We start from the raw sequence: 20608 nt of genomic DNA, 5'->3' as shown, positions 1-20608 counted from the left end.
TGGTAACTGTGAACTGCCAGAAGGCGTTGAGATGGTAATGCCGGGTGACAACGTTAAGATGGTTGTTACTCTGATTGCACCAATCGCAATGGATGAAGGTCTGCGTTTTGCGATTCGTGAAGGCGGTCGTACTGTAGGCGCTGGTGTAGTATCTAAAATTATCGCGTAATTCCTTTTCGGGAATTAGTGATAGTAAAAAGCCCTCTTATTGAGGGCTTTTTTGCTTTTGGTTAATAATTAGTCGGCCGGCCTTGACGTGGGCTGCTCTCCTGAGTAGAATTTGCGTCCCCTTCATAGAAGGGGAGGTCGGCTATTGCCGTAATAATCATTTGAAAAGTGTGATCAAAATGCAAAATCAGAAAATCAGAATTCGTCTGAAAGCGTTTGATCATCGCCTGATCGATTCGTCCGCGCAGGAAATTGTAAATACTGCTAAGCGTACGGGTGCACAGGTGCATGGTCCGATCCCGCTTCCAACTCGCAAAGAACGTTTTACCGTTCTGATCTCTCCGCATGTCAATAAAGATGCGCGTGATCAGTACGAGATTCGTACGCATAAGCGTGTTCTGGATATCGTTGAGCCAACAGAAAAAACTGTTGATGCTTTGATGAAGCTGGATCTAGCTGCGGGTGTAGAAGTGCAGATCAGTTTAGGCTAATCAGTCACTGCGCAGAATTATTTATTTAATGAAGCGCTGTTTGTGGAATGTTCCTGAAATGGACAGCCGTAGTGGGTAACAGCCCCGTACACAACTGGCAAGAGGTATAGGAAATGTCTGTAGGTTTAATCGGACGTAAAGCGGGTATGACTCGCATCTTCACAGAAGATGGCGTATCCGTGCCAGTCACGGTCATCGAGGTGGATCCGAATCGCGTAACGCAGGTTAAAACTGTTGAAACTGACGGCTACATGGCTGTGCAGGTGACTACTGGTGCTGTTAAGGCTAATCGCCTGAACAAGCCAAAAGCTGGTCACTTTGCTAAAGCCAGCGTAGAAGCAGGGCGTGGTTTGTGGGAGTTCCGTCTGTCGGGTGATGAAGGTATCAACGTTGGTGATTCACTAACAGTTGAGCGCTTCGCAGTAGGTCAGAAAGTAGATGTTGCTGGTCAATCTAAAGGTAAAGGTTTTCAGGGTGCTATTAAGCGCTGGAACTTTTCCATGCAAGATGCGACTCATGGTAACTCACTGTCTCACCGTTCTGCAGGTTCCATCGGTCAGTGTCAGACTCCTGGTCGTGTTTGGAAAGGCAAGAAGATGGCAGGTCACATGGGCGCTGAGCGCGTTACTGTTCAGACTCTAGAAGTTGTACGTGTAGACGTAGAGCGTAACCTGTTATTGATCAAGGGTGCTGTTCCAGGCGCAACTGGCGGTGACGTAATCGTTAAACTAGCTGTTAAAGCTGGCGCCTAAGGGGGGTTATGATGAATCTGAATCTCGCTGGAGCTAATGGATCGGTCGAAGTATCCGATCTGGCATTTGGTAAAGAATTCAACGAAGCATTGGTACATCAGGTTGTTAATGCATACCTGGCTGGTGCTCGTCAAGGTACAAAAGCACAGAAAACTCGCTCTGAAGTTTCTGGTGGTGGCGCTAAGCCATTCCGTCAGAAAGGAACAGGTCGTGCGCGTGCCGGTACAATTCGTTCGCCTATCTGGCGTAGTGGTGGTGTTACGTTTGCTGCGAAGCCTCGTAACCACTCGCAGAAAGTGAACAAAAAAATGTATCGTGCAGCAATGCGTTGCATTTTCTCTGAATTGGTTCGCCAGGATCGTCTGGTAGTTGTTGATCAGTTCTCCATGGATACGCCGAAAACTAAACAGTTTATTGCTAAGATGAAAGAATTTGATCTGGCAAACGCGTTGATCGTGACTGAAGATGTTGAAGCAAACCTATACCTGGCTGCTCGTAATGTTCCGCATGTGGACGTACGTGATGTTGCAGGAATCGACCCGGTTAGCCTGGTTGGTTTTGATAAGGTTGTAGTTACTGTACCTGCTCTTAAGAAAATTGAGGAGGCATTAGCATGAACCAGGAACGTCTATACAAAGTATTGTTAGGTCCTCATATCTCGGAAAAAGCAACTATTGTCGCTGACGATGCTCAGCAGGTAGTTTTTCGTGTGGCTAAAGATGCTACCAAACCGGAAATCAAAGAAGCGGTTGAGCAGTTGTTTAACGTCAAAGTATCTGGCGTAAACGTTCTCAATGCTAAGGGTAAGACCAAGCGCACTGCACGCGGCCTAGGCAAGCGTAGCGATGTTCGTAAGGCATATGTATGTCTTGCTGCTGGCTCTGAGATTGATTTTCTTGGTGGCGAATAAGAGAGGTTAAGTTATGGCGGTTATGAAATCAAAGCCAACCTCTGCTGGACGTCGTCACGTAGTTAAGGTTGCAAGTGTTGAGCTGCATAAAGGCAAGCCTTTAGCTGCATTGATCGAAAAGAAAAGCAAGAGCGGTGGTCGTAACAATAATGGTCGCATTACGACTCGTCACATTGGTGGCGGTCATAAGCAGCATTATCGTGTAGTTGATTTTCGTCGCAATAAGGATGGTATCCCAGCCGTTGTTGAGCATCTGGAATATGATCCGAACCGTACTGCGCACCTTGCCCTGCTGAAATATGCAGATGGTGAGCGTCGCTACATTATTGCGCCAAAAGGCGTTGTTGCCGGAGCTACTGTTGTTTCCGGTATTGATGCTGATATTAAAGCGGGTAACACGTTGCCGTTGCGCAACATACCTTTGGGTAGTGTTATTCACTGTGTCGAACTGAAGCCTGGTAAAGGTGCTCAGATCGCTCGTTCTGCGGGTACATCTGCTCAGTTAGTTGCGCGTGAAGGAACTTACGCTACATTGCGTCTGCGTTCCGGTGAAATGCGTAAAGTGCTGGTTGAGTGTCGCGCAACATTGGGTGAAGTTGGCAACAGCGAACATAGTCTTCGTCAGCTCGGTAAAGCCGGTGCTAAGCGTTGGTTAGGTGTTCGTCCTACCGTCCGCGGTGTTGCAATGAACCCAGTTGATCACCCGCATGGTGGTGGTGAAGGTCGTACTTCGGGCGGTCGTCATCCTGTTACACCGTGGGGCGTTCCAACTAAAGGTTATAAGACACGTAAGAACAAGCGTACGAACAAACTAATCGTTCGTCGTCGTTCGGCTAAGTAACTAACTTGAGGATACAGCTGTGCCACGTTCACTGAAGAAAGGTCCATTTATCGACCTTCACCTGTTGAAGAAGGTAGAAGCTGCAATTGATGCGGGCGATCGTAAGCCAATTAAAACTTGGTCACGTCGCTCTACTATCTTCCCGCATTTTGTTGGGATGACGATTGCAGTTCATAACGGCCGCCAGCACGTTCCAGTCTTCGTGACTGAAGATATGGTCGGCCATAAACTTGGCGAATTCGCTGCTACACGTACTTACCGTGGTCATGCTGCGGATAAGAAGGCTAAGAAGCGTTAATAAGGGGTTAAATGATGGAAGTCGCTGCTAAATTAATAGGCGCCCGCATTTCTGCCCAGAAAGCGCGCTTAGTCGCAGATCAGATTCGCGGGAAGTCGGTGGGTGAAGCTTTGAATATCTTAGCTTTCAGTCCGAAAAAAGGAGCAGATATCGTCAAGAAAGTGCTGGAGTCTGCGATTGCAAACGCCGAGCATAATGACGGTGCTGATATTGATGAGCTGCATGTCTCTGTTGTCTTCGTTGATGAAGGTGTGACTATGAAGCGAATCAAGCCACGTGCCAAGGGTCGCGCAGATCGCATCCTGAAGCGCAACTCCCACATCACCGTTAAGGTGTCCGACTAAGGCTGAGTGCTAGGAGAGTTCGTTATGGGTCAGAAAATACATCCGACCGGTATTCGACTTGGAATCGTCAAAGATCACACATCTGTGTGGTATGCCGATAAGTCTGAATATGCAAGAAAATTGCTGAACGATCTTCAGGTGCGTGAATACCTTGAAGGTCAGTTAAAAAATGCTTCTGTCAGCCGCATCGAGATCGAGCGCCCTGCACAGAATGCAAAGATCACTATATACACGGCTCGTCCAGGTATCGTGATTGGTAAAAAAGGTGAAGATGTTGAGAAGCTGCGTAACGCTGTTTCTAAAATGATGGGTGTTCCCGTTCACATCAACATCGAAGAAATTCGTAAGCCAGAACTAGATGCAATGTTAGTGGCACAAGGTGTTGCTAGTCAGCTTGAGCGTCGTGTTATGTTCCGTCGTGCTATGAAGCGTGCGGTTCAGAATGCAATGCGCTTGGGTGCCAAGGGCATTAAAATCCAGGTAGGCGGACGTTTAGGTGGCGCTGAGATCGCACGTTCTGAGTGGTATCGTGAAGGTCGTGTACCTTTGCATACTCTGCGTGCAGATATCGATTACGCACCTTATGAGGCGCACACTACATATGGTGTGATTGGCGTTAAAGTCTGGATCTTCAAAGGTGAAGTTCTTGGTGGTATCGGTCAGGTACGTGCTGAGAAAATTAATGCACCTAAGAAGAAAGGTTCTAAGTGAGGTAGACGTCAATGTTGCAACCTAAACGACTTAAATTCCGTAAGATGATGAAAGGCCGCAATCGCGGTCTGGCCCATCGCGGTAGCAAAGTTAGCTTTGGTGAGTACGGTCTCAAAGCTACCGGCCGTGGTCGTATTACTGCGCGCCAGATTGAATCTGCGCGTCGTGCTATGACCCGCCACGTCAAACGTGGCGGTAAAATCTGGATTCGTATTTTTCCAGATAAGCCGATTACTAATAAGCCACTAGAAGTGCGTATGGGTAAAGGTAAGGGTAACGTTGAGTATTGGGTAGCGCAGATCCAGCCGGGTCGTGTGTTATTTGAAATTAGCGGTGTACCTGAAGAACTGGTTAATGAAGCTTTTGCTCTTGCGACTGCTAAATTGCCGGTGTCTACAACCATTGTCAAACGGACGGTGATGTGATGAATGCCAAAGAACTTCGTGAAAAGTCTTCAGAAGAGCTCCAGCAAGTATTGCTGGGTTTGCTGAAAGATCAGTTTCATCTGCGTATGCAGAAATCAACTGGTCAGCTGTCACAGACTCACCTTCTGGGTCAGGTTCGTCGCGACGTGGCTCGCGTTAAGACAGTACTGAATGATAAGGCAGGTGATAAATGAGCGCTGAAAAACGTACTCGAACCGTTGTTGGCCGTGTTGTCAGCGACAAGATGGATAAAACCATCACAGTTCTGGTTGAGCGTAAAGAGAAGCATCCGATATACGGAAAGTTCATGACTCGCTCCTCCAAGCTGCATGCTCATGACGAAAAAAATGAGTGCCATGCGGGTGATCTTGTAACGATCGAAGAAACCCGTCCTTACTCCAAGAGTAAAACTTGGGCGCTTGTACGTATTGAAGAGCGTGCTGCGAAGGTGTAGAATACGCGCCTTCGCTCCAGTGACGGTTTGCCCGTCATGATTTTGACGGGCAGCTAACATATTTTGGAGTAGACCATGATTCAAACTGAATCGATGCTTGATGTCGCTGATAACAGCGGTGCTAAGCGAGTACAGTGTATTAAGGTTCTGGGTGGTTCACACCGCCGTTACGCAGGTATTGGTGACATCATTAAAGTTACTGTGAAGGAAGCAATTCCACGCGGTAAAGTTAAAAAAGGTCAGGTTCTTAATGCCGTTGTTGTTCGTACCCGTAAAGGTGTTCGTCGTCCTGATGGTTCTGTAATCCGCTTTGATGTTAACTCTGCGGTATTGCTGAACAATAACAACGCACCAATGGGTACGCGTATTTTTGGCCCAGTAACGCGTGAACTTCGCTCTGAGAAGTTCATGAAAATCATTTCCCTGGCGCCTGAAGTGCTTTAAGACAGAATTCTCAGGAGTTTTGTCTGCTTAACGCCACTCCCGAAAGGGTTTGGCGTTTTTGAGCATGAGCAGGTAGTAGGAAGCGATAAAGGTATAGCATGCGTAAAATTAAACGTGACGACGAAGTGGTCGTTATCGCAGGAAAAGATAAAGGTAAGCGCGGTAAAGTTCTTCGTGTATTGAAGGACGATCGTCTTATTATTTCCGGTATCAACATGATCAAGAAAAGCACCAAGCCTAACCCGCAGTTGGGTAAGCCAGGTGGTATTGTTGAGAAAGAAGCTGGGATTGCTACTTCAAATGTTGCGATTTTCAATTCCGCAACAGGTAAAGGTGATCGTGTGGGCTTTAAAGTGCTTGAAGATGGCACCAAGGTTCGCTTCTTCAAGTCCAACGGCGAAATCGTCGGCGGCGGAAAATAAGGAGCGAATGTTATGTCAAGATTAAAAGCGCTTTATGCTAACGAAGTTAAGCAGAAGCTGAAAGAAGAGTTAAGCAGCCCGAATATTATGGCTGTTCCGCGTCTGACTAAGATCACACTGAACATGGGTGTGGGTGAAGCTTTAGGTGATAAAAAGCAGCTGGAATACGCTGTAAATGATATGACCAAAATCGCTGGTCAGAAACCTGTAGTGACATTGGCGCGTACATCTATCGCTGGCTTTAAGGTTCGTGAAGGTTGGCCGATCGGTTGTAAGGTTACTTTGCGTGGACAACAGATGTGGGAATTCCTGGATCGCCTGATAGATGTTTCTATCCCGCGTATTCGTGACTTCCGTGGCCTGAACCCGAAATCTTTTGACGGTCGTGGCAACTACAGCATGGGTGTCAAAGAGCAGATCATCTTCCCTGAAATCGAATTTGATAAAGTGGATAAGATGCGTGGTCTGGATATTACGATCACAACTACTGCTAAGACAAACGACGAGGGTCGCGCCCTGCTGGCTGCCCTGAATTTTCCGTTTAAGATTTAACAGGGGTAAAGAATGGCTAAGACATCAATGAAGGCGCGTGAAGATAAGCGCACCAAAGCTGTTGCTAAATACGCTGTTAAGCGTACGCAGCTTAAAGAAATTATTAATAGTGCCACCTCTTCGGAAGAAGAGCGTTGGGACGCAACTGTTGCGCTGCAGAAACTGCCGCGTGATTCTAGCCCGAGCCGTCAGCGTAATCGTTGTCAGATTACTGGTCGCCCACATGGTGTGTATCGTAAATTTGGTCTGTGTCGTAACAAGTTACGTGAAGCAGCAATGCGCGGTGATGTTCCGGGTCTTAAGAAAGCAAGCTGGTAAGACAGTTTGTTAAATGGTAAGCACAGTGGTCAGGGCAGGGAACTGCTACCGCATTGTGCTGCACAACTGAGGAAGTAAATGCATGAGCATGCAAGATACATTAGCGGATATGTTCACTCGTATCCGTAATGGTCATATGGCTGAGAAAACAGCTGTATCCATGCCGTCTTCCAAGATCAAAGTATCAGTTGCTGAAGTGTTGAAGAATGAAGGTTATATCGCTGACTACGCTGTAGAAGGTGAAGCTAAACCTCTTCTCACTATCGAACTGAAATATTTTGATGGTAAGCCGGTAATCGAAGAGATTAAACGAGTTAGTCGTCCAGGTCTGCGCATCTATAAGGCAACTAAAGAGCTGCCTACTATTGCAGCTGGTCTTGGTGTTGCGATCGTATCTACCTCTAAGGGTATGATGACTGATCGTGCTGCACGCGCTGCCGGTATCGGTGGTGAAATCATTTGCACGGTATTCTAAGGGGTTACAATGTCACGTATTGCTAAAAATCCCGTAGTCATTCCTGCAGGTGTAGAACTGAAACTTGATGGGCAGTCCGTTAGTGTTACTGGTAAGAATGGCCAGTTAGCTATCAATATGCACCCGTCTGTTTCGATGGAACAAGAAGGTGATGTACTGACGTTTGCTGCTCGCGATGGCTCTAAAATTGCGCGCTCTATGTCTGGCACCGCTCGTTCTATTGTTAACAACATGGTTGTCGGTGTATGCGAAGGTTTCGCGAAAACTTTATTATTACAGGGTGTTGGTTACCGTGCTGCCGTTAAAGAAGGCGCTATTAATCTTACTCTGGGTTTCTCGCATCCAATCGAATATCAATTGCCTGAAGGCATAACAGCTGAAATGCCTAACCAAACCACAATTATTATTCGTGGTGCTGATAAGCAGCGGGTTGGTCAGGTCGCGGCAGAAGTTCGTGCGTTCCGTCCACCAGAGCCTTATAAAGGTAAGGGTGTACGTTATGCGGACGAACATGTTCGTCGTAAAGAGGCTAAGAAGAAGTAAGGCAGGGTTATGAACGCTAAGAAAAAAGCTCGTATTCGTCGCTCACTGCGTGCTCGCCTGAAAATGCGTGAACTGGGTGCTGCGCGTCTGTGTGTTAACCGCACACCACGTCACATTTATGCTCAGCTTATTTCTGCTGATGGCGGCCAGGTTCTGGCTTCTGCATCAACAGTAGAGCAAGCGCTGCGCACAGGTAGTACTGGTAACGCCGAAGCTGCAGTAAAAGTAGGCGCACTGATTGCAGAGCGCGCTAAAGAAGCAGGTATCACTAAGGTTGCTTTTGACCGTTCGGGATTCAAATTCCACGGTCGTATAAAAGCGCTAGCTGACGCAGCCCGTGAAGGCGGCCTGGAATTCTAAAGGGGTCGATGATGTCAAATCACGAACAAAAAGATGGTGATCTACAGGAAAAGCTAGTTCAAGTAAATCGCGTAGCCAAAGTAGTTAAAGGTGGACGTATTTTTGCTTTTACAGCATTGACTGTAGTTGGTGACGGTAAAGGGCGTGTTGGTTTCGGCCGAGGTAAAGCCCGCGAAGTGCCTGTTGCAATTCAAAAAGCAATGGAAGCCGCTCGTCGCAACATGATCCGTGTTGAGCTTAATGGTGATACTTTGCAGTATCCTATTAAAGCACGTCACGGTGCGTCAAAAGTTTATATGCAGCCAGCCTCTCAGGGTACTGGTGTAATTGCCGGTGGTGCTATGCGTTCCGTATTGGAAATTGCTGGTGTGCATAACGTATTGGCTAAATGCTACGGATCTACAAATCCTATCAACGTTGTACGTGCAACATTTAAAGGTTTGCAGCAAATGCGCTCACCTGAAGATATTGCCGCAAAGCGTGGTAAGTCTGTAGAAGAGATTCTGGGGTAGACGATTATGGCTAATACTTTGAAAGTAAAACTGGTCCGCAGCCCAATCGGTATCCTGCCTAAGCACAAATTATGTGTTAAGGGTCTTGGTTTGCGCCGTATCGGACATATTGTTGAGCTGGAAGATACTCCTTCAGTTCGCGGTATGATCAATAAAGTCCACTACATGGTTAGTGTAGTAGGCGAGTAAGAGGAGTTCGTCATGCGTCTGAACACTCTAAGTCCAGCTGCTGGTTCTAAGCCTGCACCAAAACGCGTAGGACGCGGTATTGGTTCTGGTTTGGGCAAAACCGGTGGTCGTGGTCACAAGGGTCAGAAGTCCCGCTCTGGCGGTACTGTAAAACCGGGTTTTGAAGGCGGTCAGATGCCGTTGCAGCGTCGTCTGCCGAAGTTCGGCTTCACTTCCCGTATAGCTCGTTTTGTTGCAGAAGTTCGTTTGAACGAACTGAACGGCATTGAAGCGGAAGTAATCGATCTGGCAGCGTTGAAAGCTGCAGATATTATCTCTGAAGAGATCAAGTCTGCAAAAATCATACTGTCAGGTGAGCTTAAGAAAGCAGTCAACATCAAAGGTCTTCGTGTGACCAAAGGTGCTTTGGTTGCAATCGAAACTGCTGGCGGCAAAGTCGAGGCGTAAATGGCTAAGAAAGGATCAATACCGGCAGGCAATCAGAGTGGTTTAGGTGAGCTATGGTCTCGTCTGCGCTTTGTGTTGCTGGCTATCGTGGTTTATCGTATCGGTGCACACATACCTGTGCCTGGTATTAACCCTGATCGTCTGGCCGCACTGTTCGATCAAAATCAGGGGACGATTCTCAGCCTCTTTAATATGTTCTCGGGCGGTGCTTTAGAGCGTATGAGTATTCTTGCGCTTGGTATCATGCCTTATATCTCTGCCTCTATTATTATGCAGTTGATGACGGTGGTGAGTCCGCAGCTTGAGCAATTAAAGAAAGAAGGTGAGTCGGGTCGTCGTAAGATCAATCAATACACACGCTACGGTACTGTCCTGCTGGCTACTGTTCAGTCGTTTGGTATGGCTGTTGGACTAGCTAATCAGGGTGTTGCCTTCCTTGGAGGGCCCAGCTTTTACTTTGTCGCCGTTGTGACATTGGTAGCTGGCGCAGTTTTCCTGATGTGGTTAGGAGAGCAGGTAACTGAGCGCGGTATTGGTAATGGTATTTCGATTTTGATTTTCGCTGGTATTGTTGCTGGTTTACCGAGTGCCATCGGGCAGTCTTTCGAGTCTGCACGACAGGGTGATCTGAACATCCTTGCGTTACTGGCGATTGCTGTATTAGCGGTCGCTACAGTCGGCTTTGTTGTATTTATGGAGCGCGGTCAACGCCGTATCACCATAAATTACGCGAAACGTCAGCAAGGGCGTCAGGTTTACGCTGCTCAGACCAGCCATCTGCCATTGAAAGTTAATATGGCCGGTGTAATTCCTCCGATCTTTGCGTCTAGTATTTTGCTGTTTCCTGCGTCAGTTGGCCAATGGTTTGGTCAGACTGAAGGAATGGAATGGTTAGGTGATATTGCTCTGGCTCTCGGGCCTGGGCAGCCGCTTTACATCATTTTGTTCTCAGTATGCATAGTGTTCTTCTGTTACTTTTATACGGCGATTATGTTTAATCCTCGTGAAGTAGCAGACAACTTGAAGAAGTCAGGTGCTTTTATTCCGGGCATACGCCCAGGTGAGCAATCGGCTCGTTACATTGACTCTGTGTTGGGTCGCCTAACTTTGTTTGGTGCACTTTACATCACAGCGGTATCTCTCATGCCACAATTTTTAGTTGTTGCCTGGAATGTACCTTTCTACTTTGGCGGAACGTCTCTGCTTATCGTAGTAGTTGTTGTAATGGACTTTATGGCTCAGGTGCAGTCACATTTGATGTCTCACCAATACGAGTCCCTGATGAAAAAATCAAATCTCAAAGGTGGCGGTGCAGGTTTACTGCGCTGAGCGCTCTAGGAGTGGATCATGAAGGTGCGTGCATCTGTTAAAAAGATCTGTCGTAACTGCAAGATTGTACGTCGCAACGGTTCGGTTCGTGTAATCTGCAAGGTGGAACCCCGCCATAAGCAGCGCCAGGGTTAATTTCCTGGAAAGGGAGTAGAGAGCGCGAAGTCTTGATTTAATATTAATCAAGGCGTATAATCTCGCGCTTTCTATGAACGTATTTATAGAATTTTGCTCAATGAGAGCATTTTTAAGATGGAGTAAGTTGAATGGCCCGTATAGCTGGCGTCAATATTCCTGACAATAAGCATGCGGTTATTTCTCTGACTTACATTTATGGGATTGGCCGTACGACTGCAAAGAAAATCTGTGTAACTTCTGGTATTACCGAAGCGACAAAGATTTCCGAGCTTAGCGAAGAGCAGCTCGATGTAGTTCGTGGTGAAGTTGGCAAGTTTACAGTTGAAGGTGACCTACGCCGTGAAGTGTCTATGAGCATTAAGCGTCTCATGGATCTCGGTTGTTTCCGTGGTATTCGTCATCGTCGTAACCTGCCTGTTCGTGGGCAGCGTAGTAAGACCAACGCGCGTACGCGCAAAGGTCCACGTAAGCCGATCCGTAAATAAGTGTTAAGCGATAGGAATTTCCAATATGGCTAAGCCAGGTAATCGCACACGTAAGAAAGTTAAAAAGCAAGTCGTAGATGGGTTAGCCCATATCCACGCTTCTTTTAACAATACAATTATCACCATTACCGACCGCCAGGGTAATGCACTTTCATGGGCAACTTCAGGCGGCTCCGGCTTCCGTGGTTCTCGTAAAAGTACACCGTTCGCTGCGCAGGTTGCTGCAGAGCGTGCCGGCCAGGCTGCTTTGGATTATGGTTTGAAAAATCTCGACGTGTTTGTAAAAGGTCCTGGACCTGGTCGTGAATCGGCAGTTCGTGCGCTGAACGGTTGCGGCTACAAAATTACAAACATTACTGATGTCACGCCGATTCCACATAACGGCTGTCGTCCACCGAAAAAACGTCGCGTATAAACTGGAGACGGTATAATGGCAAGATATCTTGGGCCAAAGTGCAAGCTGTCACGCCGTGAAGGTACAGACCTGTTCTTGAAGAGTGGTGTCCGTGCACTGGATAGTAAGTGTAAAGCTGAAACTGTTCCTGGTGTACATGGTGCTCGTCGAGGTCGTCTGTCCGATTACGGTCTACAGCTTCGTGAAAAACAAAAAGTACGTCGTATTTATGGTGTACTGGAACGTCAGTTCCGCAATTACTACAAAGAAGCCGCTCGTCAGGCTGGCTCAACAGGTGAAAACCTGCTTCAGCTGCTTGAAGGTCGTCTGGATAACGTAGTTTATCGTATGGGTTTTGGGTCTACACGTGCTGAAGCTCGTCAGGTCGTATCACACCGACAGATCACTATTAATGGTCAGGTTGTAAACATTGCATCTTATAAAGTGCAAGCGGGTGATGTGGTCGCAGTTCGTGAAAAAGCTAAAAATCAGTTGCGTGTTAAAAGCGCTCTGACTCTGGCTTCGCAGCGTGCTCCAATTGAGTGGGTTTCAGTTGATGCTGGCAAAATGGAAGGCGTTTATAAGTCCGTTCCTGAGCGTAGCGAATTGTCAGCTGACATCAATGAGCAGCTGATCGTTGAGCTGTACTCTAAGTAATTCATGAACTCTTGATTGGTGGAACTATGCAGCGTTCTGTAAATGAGTTTCTGAGTCCTCGTCATATTGACGTTCAGGAAATCAGTAACACACGTGCTAAAGTGACCCTGGAACCGCTTGAACGTGGTTTCGGTCATACGTTGGGTAATGCCTTGCGTCGTATTTTACTTTCTTCAATGCCTGGCTGTGCCATCACTGAAGTTGAAATTGACGGCGTCTTGCATGAATACAGCACAATTGAAGGCGTACAGGAGGATGTCATTGAGATCCTTCTGAACCTTAAAGGCGTTGCTATCACGCTACATAATGGCGAAGAAGCAACTCTGACATTGAGCAAATCAGGCTCAGGTGCTGTAACAGCTGGTGATATTCAGTTGAACCAGGATGCTGAGATTGCAAATCCCGACCACGTGATTGCTCACCTGAACTCAGGCGCGACTCTGAATATGCAGCTCAAGGTAACCAACGGACGTGGTTATGTTCCTGCTGACACTCGCGCTAATGACGAAGATGAAACTCGTGCTATTGGTCGTCTCCAGTTGGATGCTTCTTATAGTCCGGTACGCCGTGTTTCTTATGTTGTCGAAAGTGCTCGTGTGGAGCAGCGTACTGACCTAGATAAGCTGGTTATTGATATCGAGTCAAATGGTACGATTGATCCTGAAGAGTGCATTCGTCGTGCCGCTACAATTCTTCAACATCAGTTGTCTGTTTTTGTTGATCTTGAAGATGCAGCTGACCAGGCGAAGGATGAGCCAGCAGAGCCGGAAGTTGATCCGATTCTGTTGCGCCCAGTCGATGATTTGGAATTGACGGTTCGTTCTGCCAACTGTCTGAAAGCAGAACAGATTTACTATATTGGTGATCTGATTCAGCGGACAGAAGTTGAGCTGCTGAAAACCCCAAATCTAGGTAAGAAGTCGCTGACAGAGATTAAAGATGTACTTGCTTCCAAAGGACTTTCTTTGGGCATGCGTCTTGAAAACTGGCCTCCGGCTAGCCTGAAGAACGACGATAAAATCGCATCGTAAGATGCGGTTTTAACTGACCAAGTTGGTAAGGAATTTATAATGCGTCATCGTAAATCTGGTCGTCATTTAAATCGTACCAGCTCGCACCGCAAAGCGATGTTCAAGAACATGGCATGCTCATTATTTGAACATGAACTGATCCGAACTACTTTGCCAAAAGCGAAAGAACTTCGCCGCGTAGCTGAGCCACTGATTACTCTGGCGAAAGAAGATTCGGTTGCAAACCGCCGTTTGGCATTTGACCGAACTCGTAGTAAAGAAGCTGTTGGTAAGCTTTTCACCGACCTTGGACCTCGCTATGCGAACCGTCCAGGTGGATATATCCGCATTTTGAAATGTGGCAATCGTCCAGGTGATAACGCTCCTATGGCTTATGTTGAGTTAGTAGACCGTAAGGTTTCTGGCGCAGCAGCTGAAGATGTTGAAGGTTAATCTACCTTCATAAAAAAAACCCGGCTTTGGCCGGGTTTTTTATGTCTGTTCCTTTATCTCTTTTCGAGCAGTGGTTTCAGGAAGTGGCCCGTATGAGAGTTGCACTCGTTTGCAACGGTTTCTGGTGTGCCCGCCGCCACAATAGTGCCTCCGTTAATGCCTCCCTCGGGCCCTAAGTCGACGATCCAGTCCGCTGTTTTTATTACGTCAAGATTGTGTTCAATAATGACGACTGTGTTGCCGTGGTCTCTTAGTCTGGACAGTACCGTCATCAGTTGCTCTATGTCGTGAAAATGCAGCCCTGTTGTTGGCTCATCCAGAATATAAAGTGTTTTACCGGTGTCCCTTTTAGACAGCTCTTTAGCTAGTTTAACGCGTTGTGCTTCACCTCCGGAGAGTGTGGTCGCGGCTTGTCCGAGGCGTATATATGACAGACCTACATCAATCAGTGTTTGCAGGCGGCGTGCCAAAGCGGGAATGGCATCGAAGAACTCTCTTGCATCTTCTACGGTCAGGTTGAGTATTGCGTCAATACTTTTCCCTTTGTACTGAATCTCAAGTGTCTCGCGGTTGTAGCGCTTACTTTTGCAGATATCGCACGGTACGTAAATATCGGCGAGAAAGTGCATTTCAACTTTGATTACGCCATCTCCCTGGCATGCTTCACAACGACCGCCTTTTACATTGAAGCTAAACCGCCCGGGCTTGTAGCCACGAGAGCGAGCCTCTTGTGTACCGGCAAGCAGTTCGCGTATCGGTGTGAAGATTCCAGTATAGGTGGCTGGATTAGAGCGGGGAGTTCGGCCTATCGGACTTTGATCGATGTCTATGACTTTATCAAGATGTTGTAAACCGTCTATCGACTCATAGGGGGCGGCATCTAATGTTGTTGCGTGGTTGAGAACTGTCGCTGCGAGGGGGTACAGCGTGTTATTAATCAGTGTGGATTTTCCCGATCCTGAGACGCCGGTGATACACGTCATCAGTCCCAGTGGAATCTCTATGGTGACATTCTGCAGGTTGTTACCCGTAGCGCCGGCGACTGTTAGTGTTTTGCTGTGATCAAATGGGTGGCGTTTATCAGGTATGGCGATTGATTTTATGCCTGACAGGTATTGTCCTGTCAGTGAGTTTTTATTGTTAATAACTTCATCAGGGGTGCCATAAGCAACAATCTCTCCGCCGTGAACGCCTGCCCCGGGTCCTACATCTATCACATAATCTGCGAGACGAATCGCATCTTCGTCATGCTCAACGACAATGACAGTATTGCCTAGATCGCGTAAATGAATGAGTGTTTTGAGTAGGCGTTCATTATCACGCTGATGAAGGCCAATCGAGGGCTCGTCGAGAATGTACATAACGCCAACAAGACCTGCGCCGATCTGGCTGGCAAGTCGTATGCGTTGGGCTTCTCCGCCTGATAGCGTATCTGCTTTTCGGTCAAGTGACAGATAATCCAGTCCTACATTGACCAGGAAGGATAAACGCAACCGAATCTCTTTAAGGATTTTGTCTGCGATCTCGCCTTGTTTGCCGGCAAGCTTAAGGTTCTGGTAATACTCCAGGCTAGCACCGATGGGCATGGTGACAAGATCAGGTAGGGTATGCTGGTCTATGTATACATGCCTTGCATCTCTTCTCAGTCTGCTGCCATGACAAGATGGGCATGGCTGCATATTAAGGTATTTAGCCAGGTCCTCGCGGACCATGTCAGACTCTGTTTCCTTATATCGACGTTGAAGGTTGTTGAGTACGCCTTCGAACGGGTGCGACTTAATAATGGTATCGCCGCGATCATTTAAATAGGTAAAAGGAACCTCTTCAGTTCCTGTGCCTTCGAGAATTAATGTTTGGTGGTTGGCCGAAAGGTTTTCAAAAGGTGTATCGATATCAAACGAGTAATGTTTCGCAACAGCTTTGAGTTGTTGAAAGTAATAAAGCGTTCTTCTGTCCCAGCCGCGAATGGCGCCTTCTGATAAGGTGAGTGTAGGGTCTTGAATGACTTTATGGGCATCAAAAAATTGTTTTACACCTAAGCCGTCACAACTGGGGCAGGCCCCATGAGGGTTATTAAACGAAAACAAGCGTGGTTCTAATTCCTGAATACTGTGGCCGCATTCCGGGCAGGCAAAGCGGGATGAAAACACAAGGTCTGTTGCTTCTCCATCCATATAAGCAATACGTGCGATACCGTCCGTAAGGTTCAGTGCTGTTTCAAAAGATTCTGCCAGCCTGATTTGCAGATCACTTCGTACCTTGAAGCGATCGACCACTGCTTCAATCGAATGTTTTTTATTTTTATCCAGTTCTGGGGCGCTATCAAGGTCGACAACAATACCGTTGATTCTTGCGCGGACAAATCCCTGCTTTTTCAGGTCGTGAAGGGTGTGTAAGTGCTCACCTTTGCGCCCTTGTACAACGGGTGCTAACAGCATTAGTTTGCTGCCTTCTTCCAGGGCTAGTACCTGATCCACCATCTGGCTGACAGTTTGAGCCGCTAACGGTAAATTATGATCGGGGCATCGAGGTTCGCCTGCCCGGGCAAATAGCAGGCGCAAGTAATCGTAAATTTCGGTGATAGTGCCGACAGTAGATCTCGGATTGTGTGACGTTGATTTTTGTTCAATCGAAATAGCAGGGGATAGCCCTTCGATGTGATCAACGTCCGGCTTTTCCATCATAGATAGAAATTGCCTGGCGTAAGTAGATAAGGACTCAACATAGCGTCTCTGACCCTCCGCGTATAACGTATCGAACGCCAGTGATGATTTTCCAGAACCGGAAAGGCCTGTTATTACCACAAGCTTATCGCGCGGGATGTCCAGATCAATATTTTTCAGGTTGTGGGTGCGCGCACCGCGAACCAGAATAGTGTCCATGCTTGCTCCAGAGAGAAATACAAAAGAGATCGATTATAAAGTACTGAGGGGCGACAGCGCCACGTGTTCTGTTTCATATAAATGAATATGTTGGATCTGCGGTGCTGCGTATAAATTCATATGTTCTCTGTGGTATGCTTTGCAGAAATGAATAATGGTTTCCCTCTTTTCTAGGGGGCTGATTTATGTGACGGAGAGAAGCATGGCGCGCGGTGTAAATAAAGTGATCTTGGTAGGTAATATGGGTGGCGATCCTGAGGTGAGGTATATGCCGTCAGGAAATGCTGTTACCAATGTTACGCTGGCTACTAGTGAGTCCTGGAAAGATAAGCAAACGGGTCAGAATCAGGAACGTACTGAATGGCATCGTGTTGTTTTTTTCAATAAATTAGCTGAGATAGCCGGCGAATATCTGCGTAAGGGATCTCAGGTCTATATTGAAGGTTCATTGCGTACGCGTAAGTGGCAGGACCAGAGTGGTCAGGATCGTTATACGACTGAAATTGTTGCCAGTGAAATGCAGATGTTAGGTGGTCGCAGTGGTAATAACGATAATGCTGGCTATTCTCAGGATCAGGAATATAGTCAGCAAGCTCCAGCGCCGCAGCAAAGAGCTCCTCAGCAGGCCCGCCCACAGAGCGCCCCGCCACAGCAAAAACCACAGCAGGCTCCTGCGCAGCCGCAACAACCCGCCACTAACTTTGATGACTTTGATGACGATATACCGTTCTAGCAAATACCATAGAGTATAATGTAAAGAATATCCTTGAGAGCCCCATTAATTGGGGCTTTCTTGTTTCTGCCTATGTAAAATTTATGTTCATTTCTATTGAATGGCGTGGTAAAAATAAGTTTTCAGGCTATTTCAAACTAGGGTCAACGTAGTATGACGGAATGGACAAAACTGTTGCCAATTAAAATTCTTGTTACCGGTGGTGGCGGGCAGGTTGCGCATGATTTGGTGATGTTGGGGAAGCAGGACAGCCATTTTGATCTGATCACTTTAGATGCTGTGCATCTTGATATTACTTCCCCTGCGTCTATTCAGGAAGCACTGGATCTGTATATGCCAGATTATGTGGTGAATACGGTTGCTTTTAATAATGTCGATGCCGCGGAGCATGACTCCGAGTTTTGTTACCAATTAAATGCGACGGGTGTGAAAAACCTTGCTATTGAGTGCGGTGCCCTGTCTATTCCACTCATCCATCTTTCGACAGATCATCTGTTTGATGGGCATTACGCCAGTGGTTACAGTGAAGATGATGAGGCTTCACCATTAGGTGTTTTTGGTGAAAGCAAGCGTCAGGGTGAGGAGTTCTTGAGGCAGTACCAGCCCATGCATATTATTTTGCGGGTTAGCTGGATTTTCAGTCCTCGGGGCGATAACTACCTGCTTCGCACTTTAGACAAAGCACGTACATTGTCGGCGATTGAAACCGCGGATGATCGACAAGGGTGTCCTACGTCTGCTGTGGATGTCGGGCGTGTCATACTGGCGATTATCAAGCAGTTGCATAATGGTGCTGATGCATGGGGTACTTATCATTATTGTGGTGCGGAAGTGACGACCCGATATCGTTTTACCGAGGCAATACTTGCAGCCGCAAGGCAGTATGAAGAGCTACGGACAACATCGCTGGTTCCGGTCTCTTCTCGTACGCTGCATGCTGAGGTTGATCGACCAGCCTCCTCGGTACTTAAATGTAAGAAGTTGTTAAGTACCTTCGGTATCAGGCAGCGTCCCTGGCGTAACGAGTTAGTTGCTGTGCTACGTCAGATTTATAAAACTAAAAATAAAACTGAAGCTAAATCGGGTTAGCTCCAGGGTGTTGCATTATGTGTTATTGCAACACTTAGCACGTAGGCAACGCAGCACAATGCAAGAATAAAGGCGGTGACTCTAATGGCTTTGGTTTTGCCGCGTTTCAGGGCAATCGTGCCAAAACCGATATAGAGAAACAGACCGATGACTTTCGCGGTTAACCAATCTGCGACAAAGGGGTATTGACTCAGAATGATTGTGAGTGCGATCGCGCTGGCTAACAGGACTGTATCGATAATATGTGGTAATACTCTGACGAGTTTCTTTTGCAGCCACTCGGCGTCAACCAGCATGCCGGCACCGCGTACCATAAAGAATAAAATGCTTAAGGTGACGCTGGTCAGGTGAAGGTGTTTGATTAACGGATAGTATTCGTACATCAGCTTTTCCTGTTGGGCATTATGGCGGCCTATTAAACTCGCTTGCTTTTAAGACTGCAAGCTTTTAAGGCGTAAGTATAGCGAGCGAATAAGTAAGCATGATACGAGGATTGAACGATGTCTGTTGATCAAAATTCTGAATTGATCTCTATTGATGATGCCTTGTCTGCGCTTTTGCAGACGGCCCCGCAGCCCACAGAAACAGACGTGGTCTATCTTGAGCATGCGGTAGGCAGGGTGTTGGCCGAGTCGCCAGTAGCTGCGATAGATGTTCCACCTGCAGATAATAGTAGTATGGATGGTTACGCTATTCAAAGCAGCGTCTTGAATGCTCAAGGTGGTACGTCATTGCCTGTGTCTCAGAGAATACCTGCAGGAAAAGCGCCGGCTGTACTGTTGGCGGGTACTGCCGCCAGAATTTTTACCGGCGCAGAAATACCTGAAGGGGCTGATGCTGTCGTGATGCAGGAAGCGGTTGGATTAGATGGCGACAATGTCATTATCAGGAGCGCAGTACTGCCAGGGCAGAATGTCCGGCGTAAAGGTCAGGATATTCAGGCGGGGCAGGTGGTCCTGAATAAAGGTATGCGTCTTCAGGCGGTTGATGTGGGGGTGTTGGCATCCACGGGGCTGGATAGTGTGACAGTATATCGGCCGTTAAAGGTCGCAATATTGTCAACGGGAAATGAGCTGGTAAATCCCGGCGAGTCGTTGACCGCGGGTCAGATATACAACGCTAATCGCTTTGTTTTGAACTCCCTTTTGATTCAGATGGGCTGTGTTCCTGTTGATCTTGGAATTGTTGTCGATAGCGCTGAAGCTGTCGAGGAGGCGCTTGAGTGCGCTGCCAGGCAGGCCGATTGCATTATCAGTACAGGTGGAGTGTCGGTCGGAGAGGAAGATTATGTTAAGCAGTCGGTTGAGCGTCTCGGGGAGCTGGATATCTGGCGCTTAAAAATTAAGCCGGGTAAACCGTTGGCGTTTGGTCGTGTGAAACAGGTTCCTTTCTTTGGTTTGCCGGGGAATCCGGCTTCGGCTCTTATTACCTTTTGTTTATTGGCGCGCCCTTTTTTGCTGCGAATGCAAGGTGCTAATATGGATCCGCCGCTGGTTTTTAGTGTTCCGGCAGGTTTTGATCATCCTAAACCCGGTACGCGTCAGGAGTACTTGCGGGCCAGAATAGAGAAAGGAGAGGTTGTGGTGTTCCATAATCAGAGCTCGGGCATGCTTTCTTCTGCCAGTTGGGCAAATGGTTTGGCTGTAATCCCACCTGATACGGTAGTCGTTAAAGGAGATGTAGTGAGCTTTATACCGTTTTCAGAGCTGTTAGGCTGATATTATTGGGTTTAGTATCTAATAGAAGGTAAAATGCGCAGTTTATTAGCTGGTCAGAGATCTT

33 protein-coding genes and 1 pseudogene are annotated in these 20608 nt (G+C 47.3%); 32 read left to right on the top strand and 2 right to left on the bottom strand.

The window, feature by feature from the left end:
- The 29 genes and pseudogenes from tuf to rplQ all read left to right on the top strand — a co-directional run.
- Window positions 1–169, top strand: a pseudogene (gene tuf / locus ABY436_RS06205) (elongation factor Tu); the annotation flags it as partial.
- Between the two features lie 178 nt (window positions 170–347).
- Window positions 348–659, top strand: coding sequence for a 30S ribosomal protein S10 (gene rpsJ / locus ABY436_RS06200; protein ID WP_028470348.1), 312 nt, complete (start codon window positions 348–350; stop codon window positions 657–659).
- 113 nt (window positions 660–772) lie between these two features.
- Complete coding sequence (rplC, locus tag ABY436_RS06195) at window positions 773–1411, top strand: 50S ribosomal protein L3 (RefSeq protein ID WP_090730176.1); 639 nt, start codon at window positions 773–775, stop codon at window positions 1409–1411.
- Window positions 1412–1422: 11 nt separating this feature from the next.
- The gene (gene rplD, locus ABY436_RS06190) at window positions 1423–2028 is read left to right on the top strand and encodes a 50S ribosomal protein L4 (protein WP_090730178.1); all 606 of its coding nucleotides are present in this window, start codon (window positions 1423–1425) and stop codon (window positions 2026–2028) included.
- Complete coding sequence (gene rplW / locus ABY436_RS06185; RefSeq protein WP_090730180.1) at window positions 2025–2321, top strand: 50S ribosomal protein L23; 297 nt, start codon at window positions 2025–2027, stop codon at window positions 2319–2321. Before rplD ends, rplW begins: the two co-directional genes overlap by 4 nt.
- A 13-nt stretch (window positions 2322–2334) precedes the next feature.
- A complete protein-coding gene (rplB, locus tag ABY436_RS06180; RefSeq protein ID WP_372738129.1) occupies window positions 2335–3162 on the top strand; it encodes a 50S ribosomal protein L2 in 828 nt (275 codons plus the stop codon).
- A 19-nt stretch (window positions 3163–3181) separates the two neighbouring features.
- Window positions 3182–3460 carry a 30S ribosomal protein S19 gene (rpsS, locus tag ABY436_RS06175; RefSeq protein WP_090730185.1) on the top strand — a complete coding sequence of 93 codons (279 nt, stop codon included), beginning with the start codon at window positions 3182–3184 and terminating at the stop codon, window positions 3458–3460.
- A 14-nt stretch (window positions 3461–3474) separates the two neighbouring features.
- On the top strand, window positions 3475–3804 hold the full coding sequence (rplV, locus tag ABY436_RS06170; protein WP_090730188.1) for a 50S ribosomal protein L22: 330 nt from the start codon (window positions 3475–3477) through the stop codon (window positions 3802–3804).
- Window positions 3805–3828: 24 nt separating this feature from the next.
- Window positions 3829–4515: a 30S ribosomal protein S3 gene (rpsC, locus tag ABY436_RS06165; protein ID WP_372738128.1), complete on the top strand. Its 687-nt coding sequence runs from the start codon at window positions 3829–3831 to the stop codon at window positions 4513–4515.
- Between the two features lie 11 nt (window positions 4516–4526).
- A complete protein-coding gene (gene rplP / locus ABY436_RS06160; RefSeq protein WP_372738127.1) occupies window positions 4527–4940 on the top strand; it encodes a 50S ribosomal protein L16 in 414 nt (137 codons plus the stop codon).
- Window positions 4940–5134 (top strand): 50S ribosomal protein L29, encoded by a 195-nt coding sequence (gene rpmC, locus ABY436_RS06155; protein ID WP_372738126.1) that lies wholly within the window; start codon window positions 4940–4942, stop codon window positions 5132–5134. Before rplP ends, rpmC begins: the two co-directional genes overlap by 1 nt.
- Window positions 5131–5394, top strand: a complete 264-nt coding sequence (gene rpsQ / locus ABY436_RS06150) for a 30S ribosomal protein S17 (protein ID WP_090730196.1) — start codon at window positions 5131–5133, stop codon at window positions 5392–5394. Before rpmC ends, rpsQ begins: the two co-directional genes overlap by 4 nt.
- A 75-nt stretch (window positions 5395–5469) precedes the next feature.
- A complete protein-coding gene (gene rplN, locus ABY436_RS06145) occupies window positions 5470–5838 on the top strand; it encodes a 50S ribosomal protein L14 (RefSeq protein WP_372738125.1) in 369 nt (122 codons plus the stop codon).
- Window positions 5839–5936: 98 nt separating this feature from the next.
- On the top strand, window positions 5937–6260 hold the full coding sequence (rplX, locus tag ABY436_RS06140) for a 50S ribosomal protein L24 (RefSeq protein WP_090730199.1): 324 nt from the start codon (window positions 5937–5939) through the stop codon (window positions 6258–6260).
- Window positions 6261–6272: 12 nt separating this feature from the next.
- The gene (gene rplE / locus ABY436_RS06135) at window positions 6273–6812 is read left to right on the top strand and encodes a 50S ribosomal protein L5 (RefSeq protein ID WP_090730201.1); all 540 of its coding nucleotides are present in this window, start codon (window positions 6273–6275) and stop codon (window positions 6810–6812) included.
- A gap of 12 nt (window positions 6813–6824) precedes the next feature.
- The gene (rpsN, locus tag ABY436_RS06130) at window positions 6825–7130 is read left to right on the top strand and encodes a 30S ribosomal protein S14 (protein WP_372738124.1); all 306 of its coding nucleotides are present in this window, start codon (window positions 6825–6827) and stop codon (window positions 7128–7130) included.
- An 82-nt stretch (window positions 7131–7212) separates the two neighbouring features.
- Window positions 7213–7605: a 30S ribosomal protein S8 gene (gene rpsH / locus ABY436_RS06125; RefSeq protein WP_028470363.1), complete on the top strand. Its 393-nt coding sequence runs from the start codon at window positions 7213–7215 to the stop codon at window positions 7603–7605.
- A gap of 9 nt (window positions 7606–7614) precedes the next feature.
- Entirely contained in the window at window positions 7615–8148 is a 534-nt protein-coding gene (gene rplF, locus ABY436_RS06120) for a 50S ribosomal protein L6 (protein WP_372738123.1), read from the top strand.
- Window positions 8149–8157: 9 nt separating this feature from the next.
- Complete coding sequence (rplR, locus tag ABY436_RS06115) at window positions 8158–8508, top strand: 50S ribosomal protein L18 (RefSeq protein ID WP_090730211.1); 351 nt, start codon at window positions 8158–8160, stop codon at window positions 8506–8508.
- An 11-nt stretch (window positions 8509–8519) separates the two neighbouring features.
- Window positions 8520–9020: a 30S ribosomal protein S5 gene (gene rpsE, locus ABY436_RS06110; protein ID WP_028470366.1), complete on the top strand. Its 501-nt coding sequence runs from the start codon at window positions 8520–8522 to the stop codon at window positions 9018–9020.
- Window positions 9021–9026: 6 nt separating this feature from the next.
- Entirely contained in the window at window positions 9027–9209 is a 183-nt protein-coding gene (gene rpmD, locus ABY436_RS06105) for a 50S ribosomal protein L30 (RefSeq protein ID WP_028470367.1), read from the top strand.
- A gap of 12 nt (window positions 9210–9221) precedes the next feature.
- Window positions 9222–9656 (top strand): 50S ribosomal protein L15, encoded by a 435-nt coding sequence (rplO, locus tag ABY436_RS06100; RefSeq protein WP_090730213.1) that lies wholly within the window; start codon window positions 9222–9224, stop codon window positions 9654–9656.
- Entirely contained in the window at window positions 9657–10985 is a 1329-nt protein-coding gene (gene secY, locus ABY436_RS06095; RefSeq protein ID WP_090730215.1) for a preprotein translocase subunit SecY, read from the top strand.
- 18 nt (window positions 10986–11003) lie between these two features.
- Window positions 11004–11120, top strand: coding sequence for a 50S ribosomal protein L36 (gene rpmJ / locus ABY436_RS06090; protein WP_007021200.1), 117 nt, complete (start codon window positions 11004–11006; stop codon window positions 11118–11120).
- 131 nt (window positions 11121–11251) lie between these two features.
- The gene (rpsM, locus tag ABY436_RS06085; RefSeq protein ID WP_090730217.1) at window positions 11252–11608 is read left to right on the top strand and encodes a 30S ribosomal protein S13; all 357 of its coding nucleotides are present in this window, start codon (window positions 11252–11254) and stop codon (window positions 11606–11608) included.
- A gap of 25 nt (window positions 11609–11633) precedes the next feature.
- Window positions 11634–12023, top strand: a complete 390-nt coding sequence (gene rpsK, locus ABY436_RS06080) for a 30S ribosomal protein S11 (protein WP_028470372.1) — start codon at window positions 11634–11636, stop codon at window positions 12021–12023.
- 15 nt (window positions 12024–12038) lie between these two features.
- Window positions 12039–12659, top strand: coding sequence for a 30S ribosomal protein S4 (rpsD, locus tag ABY436_RS06075; protein ID WP_090730219.1), 621 nt, complete (start codon window positions 12039–12041; stop codon window positions 12657–12659).
- Window positions 12660–12685: 26 nt separating this feature from the next.
- Window positions 12686–13690 carry a DNA-directed RNA polymerase subunit alpha gene (rpoA, locus tag ABY436_RS06070; RefSeq protein WP_090730220.1) on the top strand — a complete coding sequence of 335 codons (1005 nt, stop codon included), beginning with the start codon at window positions 12686–12688 and terminating at the stop codon, window positions 13688–13690.
- A gap of 39 nt (window positions 13691–13729) precedes the next feature.
- The gene (gene rplQ, locus ABY436_RS06065) at window positions 13730–14122 is read left to right on the top strand and encodes a 50S ribosomal protein L17 (RefSeq protein WP_090730222.1); all 393 of its coding nucleotides are present in this window, start codon (window positions 13730–13732) and stop codon (window positions 14120–14122) included.
- A gap of 53 nt (window positions 14123–14175) precedes the next feature.
- Here the strand turns inward: rplQ and uvrA are convergent, their stop codons facing one another.
- Window positions 14176–17004, bottom strand: a complete 2829-nt coding sequence (gene uvrA, locus ABY436_RS06060; RefSeq protein WP_372738122.1) for an excinuclease ABC subunit UvrA — start codon at window positions 17002–17004, stop codon at window positions 14176–14178.
- Between the two features lie 202 nt (window positions 17005–17206).
- On the opposite strand from uvrA, the gene ssb reads away from it, so the two are divergent.
- Both ssb and rfbD read left to right on the top strand, forming a co-directional pair.
- Window positions 17207–17737, top strand: coding sequence for a single-stranded DNA-binding protein (ssb, locus tag ABY436_RS06055; protein WP_372738121.1), 531 nt, complete (start codon window positions 17207–17209; stop codon window positions 17735–17737).
- Between the two features lie 153 nt (window positions 17738–17890).
- On the top strand, window positions 17891–18826 hold the full coding sequence (gene rfbD, locus ABY436_RS06050) for a dTDP-4-dehydrorhamnose reductase (protein ID WP_372738120.1): 936 nt from the start codon (window positions 17891–17893) through the stop codon (window positions 18824–18826).
- Here the strand turns inward: rfbD and ABY436_RS06045 are convergent.
- Window positions 18823–19209: a SirB2 family protein gene (locus tag ABY436_RS06045; protein ID WP_372738119.1), complete on the bottom strand. Its 387-nt coding sequence runs from the start codon at window positions 19207–19209 to the stop codon at window positions 18823–18825. The two genes, rfbD and ABY436_RS06045, sit on opposite strands and share 4 nt — an antisense overlap.
- A 117-nt stretch (window positions 19210–19326) precedes the next feature.
- Between ABY436_RS06045 and glp the strand changes: the two genes are divergently transcribed.
- Window positions 19327–20544, top strand: a complete 1218-nt coding sequence (gene glp / locus ABY436_RS06040; RefSeq protein ID WP_372738118.1) for a gephyrin-like molybdotransferase Glp — start codon at window positions 19327–19329, stop codon at window positions 20542–20544.
- Window positions 20545–20608: the final 64 nt, after the last annotated feature.

The organism is Neptunomonas sp. (genome assembly GCF_041601355.1).
GTDB lineage: Bacteria > Pseudomonadota > Gammaproteobacteria > Pseudomonadales > Balneatricaceae > Neptunomonas.
This window is presented reverse-complemented; position numbering and strand designations above follow the sequence as displayed.